This window comes from Sinimarinibacterium thermocellulolyticum, from assembly GCF_040327995.1.
Lineage (GTDB): Bacteria > Pseudomonadota > Gammaproteobacteria > Nevskiales > Nevskiaceae > Solimonas > Solimonas thermocellulolyticum.
The window spans coordinates 143,301-156,171 of record NZ_JBEPIJ010000001.1 but is presented as its reverse complement, the minus strand read 5'-3'; the positions used below and the strand labels follow the sequence as shown (position 1 = coordinate 156,171).

The 12,871-nt window shown below is 67.8% G+C and carries 11 protein-coding genes; 10 read left to right on the top strand and 1 reads right to left on the bottom strand.

Features of this window, described 5'->3' with window-relative positions; genetic code table 11:
* The first annotated feature begins 158 nt into the window (after positions 1-158).
* From ABSH63_RS00785 to ABSH63_RS00770, 4 genes are all read left to right on the top strand, one after another.
* Positions 159-1,694 carry a DUF4331 domain-containing protein gene (locus ABSH63_RS00785; protein WP_352886488.1) on the top strand — a complete coding sequence of 512 codons (1,536 nt, stop codon included), beginning with the start codon at positions 159-161 and terminating at the stop codon, positions 1,692-1,694.
* Between the two features lie 4 nt (positions 1,695-1,698).
* Complete coding sequence (locus ABSH63_RS00780) at positions 1,699-1,920, top strand: hypothetical protein (protein ID WP_352886487.1); 222 nt, start codon at positions 1,699-1,701, stop codon at positions 1,918-1,920.
* 67 nt (positions 1,921-1,987) lie between these two features.
* On the top strand, positions 1,988-3,070 hold the full coding sequence (locus ABSH63_RS00775; protein ID WP_352886486.1) for a hypothetical protein: 1,083 nt from the start codon (positions 1,988-1,990) through the stop codon (positions 3,068-3,070).
* A complete protein-coding gene (locus ABSH63_RS00770; protein ID WP_352886483.1) occupies positions 3,067-4,197 on the top strand; it encodes a HupE/UreJ family protein in 1,131 nt (376 codons plus the stop codon). Before ABSH63_RS00775 ends, ABSH63_RS00770 begins: the two co-directional genes overlap by 4 nt.
* Positions 4,198-4,201: 4 nt before the next feature.
* On the opposite strand, the gene ABSH63_RS00765 is transcribed toward ABSH63_RS00770, so the two are convergent.
* Positions 4,202-6,184 (bottom strand): TonB-dependent receptor, encoded by a 1,983-nt coding sequence (locus tag ABSH63_RS00765; RefSeq protein ID WP_352886480.1) that lies wholly within the window; start codon positions 6,182-6,184, stop codon positions 4,202-4,204.
* Positions 6,185-6,339: 155 nt separating this feature from the next.
* Here ABSH63_RS00765 and ABSH63_RS00760 point away from each other — a divergent pair, with 155 nt between their 5' ends.
* The 6 genes from ABSH63_RS00760 (at position 6,340) to alaS (ending at position 12,849) form a co-directional block, all read left to right on the top strand.
* Entirely contained in the window at positions 6,340-7,389 is a 1,050-nt protein-coding gene (locus ABSH63_RS00760; RefSeq protein ID WP_352886479.1) for a Glu/Leu/Phe/Val dehydrogenase dimerization domain-containing protein, read from the top strand.
* 5 nt (positions 7,390-7,394) lie between these two features.
* Positions 7,395-7,877 carry a CinA family protein gene (locus ABSH63_RS00755; protein ID WP_352886476.1) on the top strand — a complete coding sequence of 161 codons (483 nt, stop codon included), beginning with the start codon at positions 7,395-7,397 and terminating at the stop codon, positions 7,875-7,877.
* Positions 7,867-8,460, top strand: a complete 594-nt coding sequence (gene thpR, locus ABSH63_RS00750; protein WP_352886474.1) for an RNA 2',3'-cyclic phosphodiesterase — start codon at positions 7,867-7,869, stop codon at positions 8,458-8,460. The genes ABSH63_RS00755 and thpR overlap by 11 nt, the downstream gene beginning before the upstream one ends.
* A 152-nt stretch (positions 8,461-8,612) precedes the next feature.
* Positions 8,613-9,635: a recombinase RecA gene (recA, locus tag ABSH63_RS00745; protein ID WP_352886473.1), complete on the top strand. Its 1,023-nt coding sequence runs from the start codon at positions 8,613-8,615 to the stop codon at positions 9,633-9,635.
* A complete protein-coding gene (locus ABSH63_RS00740) occupies positions 9,622-10,095 on the top strand; it encodes a regulatory protein RecX (protein WP_352886472.1) in 474 nt (157 codons plus the stop codon). Before recA ends, ABSH63_RS00740 begins: the two co-directional genes overlap by 14 nt.
* 78 nt (positions 10,096-10,173) lie before the next feature.
* Positions 10,174-12,849 carry an alanine--tRNA ligase gene (gene alaS, locus ABSH63_RS00735; protein WP_352886471.1) on the top strand — a complete coding sequence of 892 codons (2,676 nt, stop codon included), beginning with the start codon at positions 10,174-10,176 and terminating at the stop codon, positions 12,847-12,849.
* Positions 12,850-12,871 lie beyond the last annotated feature (22 nt).

Sequence of the window (12,871 nt, the reverse complement as noted above, 5' to 3'; positions counted from 1 at the left end):
GCGGCGTGGACATCGCGCGGAGCGGGATCTCGGCGCGCGCTCGCTTTCCGACCGGTCCCCGGGGCGTATCGACGCTCCGGCTTTTGCATCCGCGGCTGCGGAGCGGCCGTATACCGAGCGGGGAAATGCTCCCGACCCAGCCCTAACCGGAGAGACTGATGCGACACACCCAATCACTGGCCGCGCTGGTCGCGGCGCTCGCCACGGTTGGTGCGATGTCCGTGGCGCACGCATCGAGCCACCGCGAGGCCCCGTTCGTCACCACGGCGCCCAAGATTGACGGCACCGATTTCTACATGTTCCGCAGTTACGAGGACGGCCGCGAGGATCGTGTGGTGATCGTGGCCAACTACCTGCCGTTGCAGGATGCCTATGGCGGCCCGAACTATTTCTCACTCGATCCGAACGCGTTGTACGAGATCCACATCGACAACAGCGGCGACGGCGTCGAGGACATTACCTTTCAATTCCGTTTCGACAGTCAGCTAAAGGGGCTCGCCGTCCCGGTCGGTGACAAGATGGTGCCGGTACCGCTGGTCAATATCGGTCAGATCGGCGCTGGCGACTCGGCGGCGCAGAATGTGGTGGAGACCTATACGCTTGACATCGTCCGCGGCGACCGGCGTACGGGCATGCGGATGCCGGTGCGCAAGACCGACGGTTCGCGTAGTCTCGGCAAGCCGATCGACAACATCGGCAACAAGTCGATCCCGGACTATCCGGCCTACGCCGACAGCTTCATCCACGACATCATCATCCCCGGCTGCGACGGCACGGCGCGCGTCTTCGTCGGCCAGCGCCGCGAGGGTTTCGTCGTCAATCTCGGCGAGACCTTCGATCTGGTGAACATCGCCGTGCCGGTCGAGGAGCTGGGACCCCAGGGCCAGGATGCGCGTGCCCTGGAACGCAATACCATCGGCGACAAAAACGTGACCTCGCTCGCGCTCGAGGTGCCGGCGGCCTGCCTGCGTGGATCGACACCCATCATCGGCGGCTGGACCACGGCGAGCCTGCGCCAGGCGCGCGTGATCAATCCGCAGCCGCAACGCACCGATCAAACGGCGCCTGCGACCAATACCGGAGCCGCGCTCGAGGGCGGGGCGTGGACCCAGGTGTCACGCCTGGGTTCGCCGCTGGTCAACGAAGTCGTCATTGGTCTGCCGGACAAGGATTTGTTCAATGCCACCGAGCCCAAGGACGATGCCGCGCGCTTTGCCGATTACGTCTTCAACCCGACGCTGCCCAAGCTGTTGGAGATTCTGTTCGGTTCGGCGGGCGTGCGTGCTCCGGAGGTCTATCCGCGCTCCGACCTGATCGCCGCGTTCCTGACCGGCATCGACGGACTGACCAAGGTCGAAGGCTCGAACAGCGTGCCGTCCGAGATGTTGCGCTTGAACCTCGACATCCCGCCGACGCCGCGCGCCGAGCAGAACGATCTCGGAGTGCTCGGCGGTGATCTGGCGGGATTCCCCAACGGCCGCAGGCCGATCGATGACGTCGTCGACATCGAACTACGCGCCGCGATGGGCGTACTCCTTCCGGACGAAGTAGACCCGCCGTCTCGCGATTCGCGCAAGCTGAAATACACCGACGGTGCGCGTCCCGATCCGAACGATTACCTCGACCGTTTCCCGTTCCTCGATCACCCGTTGCCGGGGTCGCCGAACGAAGCCACCGCGATCGCCCGGAGGTAAGCCCATGCGCGCATTCCAAATCTGCATTGCGTTGCTCGCCACTGGCCTGCTCGTGGCCTGCGACGATGACGATGATCGCGCGCCACGATCTCAGAGCTCGACGCAGCGGCTGATCGTGATCGCGTCACAGACCGACGAGACCGCAGAACCATTCCCGGTAAACGACGGTGCCTTCGTTTTCGACGACACCGCCGAGAATACCGAGCCCGTGCCGATCACACGCTGAGGTGACGGCATCTACTCGGATCCGGACCCCCTGCCGCTGGCGGGGGGTCTGTTTTGCCTTGGGGCTCGTGGCTGGTTTGGCATACGGCGCGCCCTTCCGGCCGGCGAACGATGGCGAGATACTCGAACGCCTGCCGGAGCGTGCGGCGGGTGCGCCGCGTGGCGGGGTCGCCGATGCCGCGCTCGCCGCTCGCGCCGCCCGCGTGTTCCTCGAACGGGCGCGGCGCAGCGGCGATCCGCGTGACTACGGTTACGCGCAGGGCTTGCTGCAACCGTGGTGGTCCGCGCCGAACGCCCCGGACGACATCCTACTGCTGCGTGCCACGCTCAAACAGCACCAGCACGCTTTCGCAGCGGCGCTCGCGGATCTCGATCGCCTGCTCACGCGCAGTCCCGACCACGCCCAGGCCTGGTTGACGCGCGCGACCATCCACCGCGTGCGCGGTGCGCTGGATGCTGCCGCAGCCGACTGTGCGCGGCTGCAGACGCTCGCCCCCGGCGTGGTCGCCGAGCTGTGCCGGCTCGCGACGGCGGCGCCGCGCGATCCCTGGGGTGCGGGGGCGGGGCTCGATGCGCTCGATGCGGCGATGGCGGCGCAGCCCGATCCGGTCTACGCCTGGTATCAGGCGGAACGTGCCGCCGCGGCGCAGCGCCGTGGTGACCTCGTCGCCGCCGAGTCTGCGTTCGTCGCCGGGCTCGCGCGCGCGCCTTGGGATCTAGGCTTGCGCGCGGCCTATGCCGACTTGTTGCTGGAGCAGGGGAGGGCTGGCGCCGTGATCACGCTGCTCGAGGACGCGAGTAACAGCGAGATCCTGCGTCTGGCTGCGGTCCGGGCGTACCTCGCCCTGGGCGAGTCGGCGCGCGTTACCGAACTGACCGATGCTCTGGCCGATACCTATGCGGCGCTGCGCCGGCGCGGCGATGCGCCGCATCTGCGTGAGGAGGCGAGCTTTGCGCTGTTCGTCGAGCGCGACGCCGCGCGTGCGCTCGCGCTGGCTCGGGCGAACTTCCGCGATCAACGCGAGCTGGCCGATGCGCGGTTGTTACTCGCCGCCGCACTGGCCGCCGGCGATGCGCGCGCCATCGCCGGCCTGCGCGACTGGAGCGAGGCCAGCGGGGTGCGCGACGTCTGGCTCGAGGCACGCTGGTGAGCCGCGTCCGCGGCTGGCCGCCGCTGCTGGGCGCGGTCCTGGCGTTATGGGCGTTCGCGGCGGCCGCGCACCGGCCGAGTGATGCTTTCCTGACACTCCGGCTCGACGGCGGGCGTGTCGGCGGCCAGTTGGAGATCGCGCTGCGCGACGTCGATGTGCTGGTGGCCGCCGATGCCAACGCTGACCGTCTGCTGACCTGGGGGGAGCTGCGCGCGAGCAGGGCGCGGCTGGCGGCGGTGGTCGCTTCCGGAATAAGGCTCGATGCCGACGGACGTCCCTGCACTCTCGCCGTCACCGATCTGCGTGTCCACGCCCGCGGCGACGGCCGCTATGCCTGGCTCGATCTCGCCGGAGCGTGTCCGCTCGCTGCGCGCGTCCTCGCGCTCGAATACCGCCTGCTGTTCGATCTCGACCCCACGCATCGCGGGCTGCTACACCTCGAGGCTGGCGGTCACGCCCATGCGGCCGTGTTCAGTCCGGACGCCAGTCGCCGCGAGTGGGTACTGGGCCATTCATCGGCTACAGGCAGCTTCATCGATTACCTGCGCGAGGGCGTGCACCACATCTGGATCGGCATAGACCACATTCTGTTCCTGCTGGCCCTGCTGCTGCCATCGGTACTGGTCTGGCGTGCCGCCGGCTGGCAGCCGGTGACGCGGCTGCGGCCGGCGCTTTACGACGTCGCCGCCACCGTCACGGCGTTCACGCTGGCGCATTCGATCACGCTGAGTCTCGCTGCGCTCGACCTCGTTCGTCCGCCGGGCGCCGTAGTCGAATCGGCGATCGCCGCATCGGTGGTGCTGGCCGCGCTGAACAACCTGCGTCCGCTGGTATGGCGGCGGCGCTGGCTGCTTGCCTTCGCATTCGGTCTCGTCCACGGCTTCGGCTTCGCCGCGGTGCTCGGCGAACTGGGCTTGCCGGACGGATTACGCGTCTTGAGCCTGCTGGCCTTCAATCTCGGCGTCGAACTTGGTCAGCTCGCGATCGTGCTCGTCGCGGTGCCGCTCGCATACGCGATGCGTGCGCACCGGATTTACCGGTCCGTTTTGCTGCGACTCGGGTCGCTCGCGGTCGCAGTCGTCGCCGCCCTGTGGTTTGCCCAGCGTAGCGGTCTGGTGTCGGGCTGAACGCTCAGAACGCCGCGCGCAGCGTCAGGCGCAACAGGCGCGGCAGGGCCGGGTGGAAGTGCCGATCAGCGGTCGCTTCTGCTTCGTCGGCGAGGCGCGATTCGTAGAAGTACTCGATGTCGGCATCGTCCTCATCGAAGGCATTGAGCAGTTCGGCGCGCAACGACAGTTGCGGCGTCGCCGCCCAGCGCAGCAGCAGATCGGCGCGGGTGCCGTCGCGTGCGGTCACGCTACCGTCCTCGATCAGCGGCGCGCCGGCGAAGTGACGTACCTGAAGACCGAGCTGCAGATCCGGCAACACGCGCACGCCGATCGAGGCACGACCGGCGCGCGGGATCGCGTTGGGGATGCGATCTTCGCCTGGTGCGTCTTCGAGCCGGGCACGGGTCACGGTCCAGTCGGCGTCGAAACCGAGCCAGTCGAAGGGGTGGTAACGCAACGAGAACTCAGCGCCCCGGCGCCGGCTGGCGTTGTTCGGCTCCGTCTGACCGGCATCGCCGACGTAGACCAGCTCGGAATCGAGTTCCAGCGCCCATAACGCCAGCGCCAGCTCCAGGCCCGGCAGCGGTGCACTGCGCAGGCCGAACTCAGCGCCGCGCGCAGCCACCAGCGGATCGAAGCCCGGCGAGCCATCGTCGCCGCGCGCGTCGTTGCTGTGAAAGCCGCGGCCGGCGTTGACGAAGAACTGCGTGGCGGCCCAAGGGCCGAGAATCAGGCTCAGCTTGGGGCTCCACTGCAGCTCGTCGCCGCTGCGGTCGGCCAGGCCGCTGCGTGATTCGACCTCATAGTCGTAGTGATCCAGACGGGTTCCGGCGGTCAGATGCATCCACTCAGCCGTGCTCAGTTCCAGTCCGACGAAGCCGCCCAGGCGCGTGTCGTCGATGGCGTCGCGACGCACCGTATCCAGACGCTGGCGCGCCGCGGTCCGGTACAGGCCGACGTCGCCGATGCGGTCGTAGCGCGTGTCGATGCCGGCCACCAGCGCAGCGTCGCGCCCGAACAGCGTCAGCCTCTGGCGACGATCCACGCGCACGCCGTAGTAACTGCGGTCGTCGAACTGCTCGAACTGATCGCCGTTGACCGGATCGTCGAGAAAATAGGTGAAGTTCGAGAACAGTTGCAGCCGGTAGTCGACGGCGTAGGCCGTGGCACTCCACTGCGCATCGCCCGCCTGCCGCGAGTGCGAGGCCGAGACGATGTAACGGTGCGTATCGCCGCCGCTACTACCATCGACGAAGCCAAAGCGGTCGATCCGGCCGTCGGCGACGGCCCGCTCGGGGATCTGGTCGCTGCTGGTCCAGCGGTTGTCGTACGCGCTCACGGTCAGGCTGCTGCGCGCCGTTGCGCCGTCGCGCACGTAGCGCAAAAGGCCGCGCACGGCGCGCTGATCCATCGGCAGCACCCAAGGGCCGTCGTTGACGCTGTAATCGACGCCGGCGATCAGCGTGCCGCCGGCGCCGCGCAGGCTGCCCGCGACCAGGCCGCGGCGCTCGCCGTACTCGCCGACGCTGCCCTGAACCAGCGTCGGCGTGTCATCGACCCAGCGCAGCTCGGCGCTGCCGGCGGTGGCGAAATCGCCGTCGCGCAGGCTGTAACTGCCCTTGCGATAGTCGTAGCCGGCCAGCAGTTCGGGAATCAGGAAGTTGACGTCGAGATAGCCCTGGCCGTGGCCGTGCGAGGACAGATTGAGCGGCACGTTCTCGATGGATACGGCGAAATCGGTGCCGTGATCGAGATTGAAGCCGCGCGCGAAGTACTGATTCGCCTTGCCTTCGCCGCTGTGCTGGGTGGTGATGAACCCGGGGATCAGCTCCAGCAGATCGCCGGTGCGCTGGCTCGCATGCGCATCGAGTTCGCTGCGGTCGATGCGGCCGGACGATGCCGACGGTGTGACTCCGGTTTCGCGCTCACCGAAGACCTCGATGCCTTCCAGCGCGACCGGCTCGTCCTTCACGTGGGCCAGGCACGGCATGGCGTAGCAGGTCATGACGACCACAAAGCCGCAAGCTCTCATCTGCAAGTCTCCCCCGTCGCGGTCCGCAGCACTTACGCGCTTGAAGTCTCGACGGATGCGTCCGCATCACGCCGCGCGCAGGCGCAAGGCTACAATCCCCGCTCGACCCATTTGCGGCCTGGCCAGACATGCCGTTGTTCTCGCATCCGGAATTCGACGCGCACGAGACCGTCAGCTTCTGCTTCGATGCAGCGACGGGGCTGCGCGCGATCATCGCGGTGCACAACACGAACCTGGGCCGCGCTCTCGGCGGTTGTCGCATGTGGCCTTATGCTAGCGAAGCCGAGGCGCTGACGGATGTGCTGCGCCTGTCGCGCGGCATGACTTACAAGGCGGCGCTGGCCGGTTTGCCGCAGGGGGGCGGAAAGAGCGTGATCATCGGCGATCCGCGCCGCGACAAGACCCCCGAGCTGCTGCGTGCGATGGGGCGCGCGGTCGATCGGCTGGGCGGCGCCTACGTCATCGCCGAGGACTCCGGCACCAGCGTCGCCGACATGCGCCTGATCGCCGAGGTCACGCCGCACGTCGGTGGCCTCGCCGATGCGCGGTCCGTCGCGGCCGGGCGCAGCGGCGATCCGTCACCGGCGACGGCCAAGGGGGTGTTCATCGGCATCCAGGCGGCGGTGAAGCACCTCTGGCAGCGGGATGACCTGCGTGGCCTGCGCGTCGCGGTGCAGGGCGTGGGCAATGTCGGCTATCGCCTGTGCCGACATCTGTACGATGCCGGCGCGCGCTTGTGGGTCACCGACCTGCACGCGCCGGCGGTGGAGCGCTGCGTCCGCGAGTTCGGTGCGGTCGCGGTCGGCATGGACCAGATTGCGGCGCTCGATGTGGATGTGTTCGCGCCCTGCGCGCTCGGTGCGGTACTCAACGACGCGAGCATTCCCGCGCTCAAGGCGCGGATAGTCGCCGGTGCCGCCAACAACCAGCTCGCGCGGCCCGAGCACGATCGCGTGCTGATGGAGCGCGGTATCCTCTATGCGCCGGATTACTGCATCAACGCCGGCGGCATCATCGACATCTTCTACGAGGGGCCCGACTACGACGCTGCTACGGTCGACGCGCATCTGCAGCGCATCGGCAGCACGCTGAGCGAGATCTTCGCGCGTGCGGCGGCCGAGCGGCGGCCCACCGGCGAGATCGCCGATCGCATGGCCGAGGCGCGTTTGCGGCGGTGAACGCGATGGACGTCCGCGTCGTCGAGATCGCCGAAACGCTGCGCTCGCGCGGACAGTGGCTGGCGGTTGCCGAGTCCTGTACCGGCGGCCTGGTGGCGAAGACGCTGACCGATCTCGCCGGCTCGTCGGCCTGGTTCGAACGCGGCGTCGTCAGCTATTCCAACCGGTCCAAAGAGGATTTGCTCGGCGTGGCGGCGAGTGTGCTGCAGCAGCACGGTGCGGTCAGCGAGCCGACGGTGCGGGCGATGGCGATGGGTTTGCTCGACCGCGCGCCGGTCGACTGGACGCTGGCGCTCACCGGCATCGCCGGTCCCGGCGGCGGCAGCGACGGCAAGCCGGTCGGCACCGTGTGGATCGCCTGTGCGCGCAGAGGCGGTGACTGCAGCGCGCGCTGTTTCCGCTTCGACGGCGACCGTGCGTCGGTGCGGTTGCAGTCGGTGCGCATGGCGCTGGACATCCTCGTCGATCGTCTGCGACATGCCGGCTGAGCGGCCGGGCAATCGTTTGTTCTTCGCGCTGTGGCCGGACGAGGCCACGCGCGCCGCCTGCGCCGAGGCCGCGCGTGTGCTGCGTCTGCGCATGCAGCCGCGTGGCGCGCCGAGCGTGGCGCAGCGCTATCACCTGACGCTGCTGTTCCTCGGGGACGATGTGCCCGAGGTGGCCGAGACCGCTGCGCGGCAGGTCGCGAGCCATGTGCGTGCGCGGCCGTTCACGCTGCGACTGGATCATGCCGGCAGCTTTCGCAACCGCGAGGTACCGTGGTGGCTGGGATCGCGCGAGCCGCCGCCGGCGCTGTCTACGCTCCATGAGCGTCTGCGCGAAGCGCTGCTGCGCGCCCGCGTACCGGTGCAACCGATGCGCTTCTCGCCGCATCTGACCATCCATCGCGATGCCGGCGCGCCGCTGCCGCCGACGCTGATCCAGCCGATCGAGTGGCCGGTGCGCGACTTCGTGCTGATCCGCAGCCACATCGGTCGCGCCCCGGTCGTCTACGAGCAGGTCGGTTGCTGGCCACTGGACCCCGATGCGCCGGAAGCGGCTGCCGGCGGCGGTCAGATGCGCCTGCTGTGAAGCCCGCGGCGGCGCAACGCGCGGGCGCTGTGAAACAATAACGGCTGGATCGCCGTCGGCTGCTTACCGCAGGCTCGGCTTCTGAGCCTGGCGCGCGGCATCATGCGCCGAGCTTTTCGAGCAAACCCGAGTACCGTTTCAACAGGACACCCATGGACGAGAACCGCAAAAAGGCGCTGGAAGCCGCGCTGTCGCAGATCGAACGCCAGTTCGGCAAGGGCGCGATCATGAAGATGACGCCCGGCGAGCAACTGCGCGACGTCGAGACCATTTCCACCGGCTCGCTGACGCTGGACACGGCGCTGGGCATCGGCGGCCTGCCGCGCGGCCGCGTCGTCGAGATCTACGGCCCGGAGTCTTCCGGCAAGACCACGCTGACGCTGCACGCCGTCGCCGAATGCCAGAAGGCCGGCGGTGTTGCCGCGTTCATCGACGCCGAGCACGCGCTCGACGTGCAGTACGCGCAGAAGCTCGGCGTCAAGGTCGAGGACCTGGTGATCTCGCAGCCGGACACCGGCGAGCAGGCCCTCGAAATCTGCGACATGCTGGTGCGCAGCAACAGCGTCGACATCATCGTCATCGACTCGGTTGCGGCGCTCGTACCCAAGGCCGAGATCGAGGGCGAGATGGGCGATTCCGTCGTCGGCGTGCAGGCGCGACTGATGTCGCAGGCGCTGCGCAAGCTCACCGGCAACATCTCGCGCAGCAAATGTCTGGTGATCTTCATCAACCAGATTCGCATGAAGATCGGCGTGATGTACGGCTCGCCGGAAACCACCACCGGCGGCAACGCGCTCAAGTTCTACGCCTCGGTGCGCCTGGACATCCGTCGCACCGGCGCGATCAAGAAGGGCGACGAGGTCGTCGGCAACGAGACCCGCGTCAAGATCGTCAAGAACAAGCTGGCGCCGCCGTTTCGCGAAGCCACCTTCGAGATCCTCTACAACGAGGGCATCTCCAAGCTCGGCGAGCTGATCGACCTGGGCGTCGAGCACAAGCTGATCGAAAAATCCGGCGCCTGGTATGCGTACAAGGGCGACAAGATCGGCCAAGGCAAGGACAACGCGCGCAACTTCCTGCGCGAGAACCCGCAGATCGCCGACGAGCTGGAACAGGCGATCCGCGCCAAGCTGATGCCGGAGCGCAAGCCGGCCGCCGGCGGTGCTGCGCAATAGAAGTAGGCAACCGAGCACGCAGGGCGGTCGCGACACCGCCCTGCGACTGCTCGCGCGCCGCGAGCATGCCGCCGCCGAGCTCAAAGACAAGCTCGTGCGCCGCGGCCACGATGACGTCACCGCGGAGGTCATCGTCGGTGAGCTCGCCGACGCCGGCTGGCAGTCCGATGCCCGCTACGCCGAGATGCTGGTGCGCAGCCGCATCGCGCAGGGCTATGGCCCGCTGCGGATCCGCGCGGAACTGGAAGCGGCGCGCGTGGCGGATGCCGAGATTCGCGAGGCGCTCGGTTCCGCCGAGGTCGATTGGGTCGAGGTCGCATCGATCGCCCATGCGCGCAAGTTCCGCGCGCCGGCGCGCACGGCGGCCCAGTGGCAGAAGCAGTACCGCTTTCTCGCGCTGCGCGGTTTCGAGCCGCAGCAGATCCGCGCGGTGCTCAGGGGCACGCCGGACGACATCTGAACCGGGCCGTGTAGCGGCGCAGGGGTGCGTTGATTACCATAACGCGCCTTTTGATCCCGTACGCCCGTCCACTCGCGCATGAATACCAACACGGTCCGCACCAGGTTCCTGGAATTCTTCCAGGGCAAGGGTCATGCGCTGGTCCCGTCGAGCCCGCTGGTGCCGGCCAACGATCCGACGCTGCTGTTCACCAACGCCGGCATGGTCCAGTTCAAGGACGTGTTCACCGGCAAGGATCAGCGGCCATACACACGCGCGGTGTCCAGCCAGAAATGCGTGCGGGCCGGCGGCAAGCACAACGATCTGGAGAACGTCGGCTACACCGCGAGGCACCACACCTTCTTCGAGATGCTGGGCAATTTCAGCTTCGGCGACTACTTCAAGAAGGAAGCCATCCATTACGCCTGGGAGTTCATCACTGGCAAGGACTGGCTCGGCATCGACCCCAAACGTCTGCTGGTCACGGTCTACCACACCGATGACGAGGCCTACGGCATCTGGCGCGACCAGATCGGTGTGCCGGTCGAGCGAATCGTGCGCATCGGGGACAACAAAGGCGCGCAGTACGCCTCCGACAACTTCTGGTCGATGGGCGATACCGGGCCTTGCGGGCCGTGCTCGGAGATCTTCTACGACCACGATCCCGACGGCAGCAAGGGCATCGCCGGCGGCCCGCCGGGTTCACCTGAAGAGGATGGCGACCGCTGGATCGAGATCTGGAACCTGGTGTTCATGCAGTTCGAGCGCCATGCCGACGGCGCCATGACCGAACTGCCGGCGCCCAGTGTCGATACCGGCATGGGCCTGGAGCGCATCAGCGCGCTGATGCAGAACACCCACGACAACTACCAGACCGACACCTTCCGCCATCTGGTGACGGCGGTCGCGAACATCGCCGGACAGGCGCCATACGCCAGCGCCTCGCAGAAGGTCATCGCCGATCACATCCGCGCGACGGCATTCCTGATCGCCGATGGCGTGCTGCCGTCGAACGAGGGTCGCGGTTACGTGCTGCGCCGGATCATGCGCCGCGCCATCCGGCACGGCTACAAGCTCGGCATCGACGACGCGTTTTTCTTCAAGCTCGTGGCGCCGCTGGCCGAACAGATGGGGGCGGCCTATCCGCAGTTGCGCGCGCAGCAGGCACAGATCGAAAAAGCGATCCGTGCCGAGGAGGAGGGCTTCGCGATCACTCTCGACAAAGGCATGAGACTGCTCGACGAGGCGATCGCAAGACTCGGCGCCAGCACCACGATTCCCGGTGACGTGGTGTTCAAGCTCTACGACACCTACGGTTTTCCGGTGGACCTGACCGCCGACATCGCGCGAGAACGCAAGCTGTCGCTGGATCTGGACGGCTACGAGCGCGAGATGAGCGCGCAGCGTGAACGCGCGCGCGCGGCGTCGAGCTTCAAGGCCGCGGGCACGCTCGCCTACGAGGGCGCCGAGACCTGCTTCATCGGCTACGACGCCTTGCGCGCGGAGGCCAAGGTGCTGGCGCTGTATCGCGACGGCCAGCCGGTCGAGGCGCTGCACGCCGGCGAGGCCGGTGTGGTCGTGCTCGATACCACGCCGTTCTACGCGGAGTCCGGTGGCCAGGTCGGCGACCGCGGCACGATCACGTCTCACGTCTCAGCGCTCACGCCTCACGTCTTCGAGGTCGCGGACACGCAGAAGATCAAGGGGACTGCCGCCGGTGCGGTGATCGGTCATCACGGCAGCCTTGGGTCGGGGACGCTCAAGCTCGGCGACGCCGTGACCGCCGAGGTCACCGCAAGCCTGCGTCGCGCGACCATGCGCAACCATTCGGCGACCCATCTGATGCACCGCGCGTTGCGTGATGTGCTCGGCGCGCACGTCGTGCAGAAGGGCTCGCTGGTCGATGAGGCGCGCACGCGCTTCGACTTCTCGCATCCGCAGCCGCTGACCGCGGACCAGATCGGCGAGATCGAGCGCCGCGTCAACGAGGCGATTCTCGCCAACGTGCCCGTGCGCGCAGAGGTCATGCGGTACGACGACGCGATCCAGGCCGGCGCGATGGCCTTGTTCGGCGAGAAATACGGCGACGAGGTGCGGGTGCTGACGATGGGGCAGGGAGAGTACAGCTACTCGACCGAGCTGTGCGGTGGCACGCATGTGAGCCGCACCGGCGACATCGGCCTGTTCAAGATCGTGTCCGAAAGCGGTGTCGCCGCCGGCGTGCGCCGTATCGAGGCGCTGACCGGGCAGAACGTGATCGACTATCTGCGCGAGCGCGAGAGCCGCCTACGCAAGGCGGCCGAGCTGTTGCGCACGTCGCCGGACGAGCTCACCGGCAAGATCGAACAATTGCAGGAGCGTATCCGGCAGCTCGACAAGGAACTGGCGGCGCTCAAGTCCAAGCTCGCGGCGAGCGCCGGCGGAGACCTCGCCGGCCAGGCACGCGAGGTCAAGGGCGTGAAGGTGCTCGCGGCAGGCGTCGACGGCGTCGATGCCGGCGCGCTCCGCGGATTGATGGATCAGCTCAAGCAGAAGCTCGGCTCGGGCATCATCGTGCTCGGCGCGGCCAGCGGCGAGAAGGTGAGCCTGATCGCCGGCGTGACCGCCGATCTCACCAGCAGGGTGAAGGCGGGCGAGCTGGTCAATTTCGTCGCCGGCCAGGTCGGTGGCAAGGGCGGCGGGCGTGCAGACATGGCGCAGGCCGGCGGCACGCAACCTGCTGCGCTGCCGGCGGCGCTCGACAGCGTGGTGGCCTGGGTGGAGCAGAAACTCTAGTTTCCAGTTTCCAGTTTGCAGA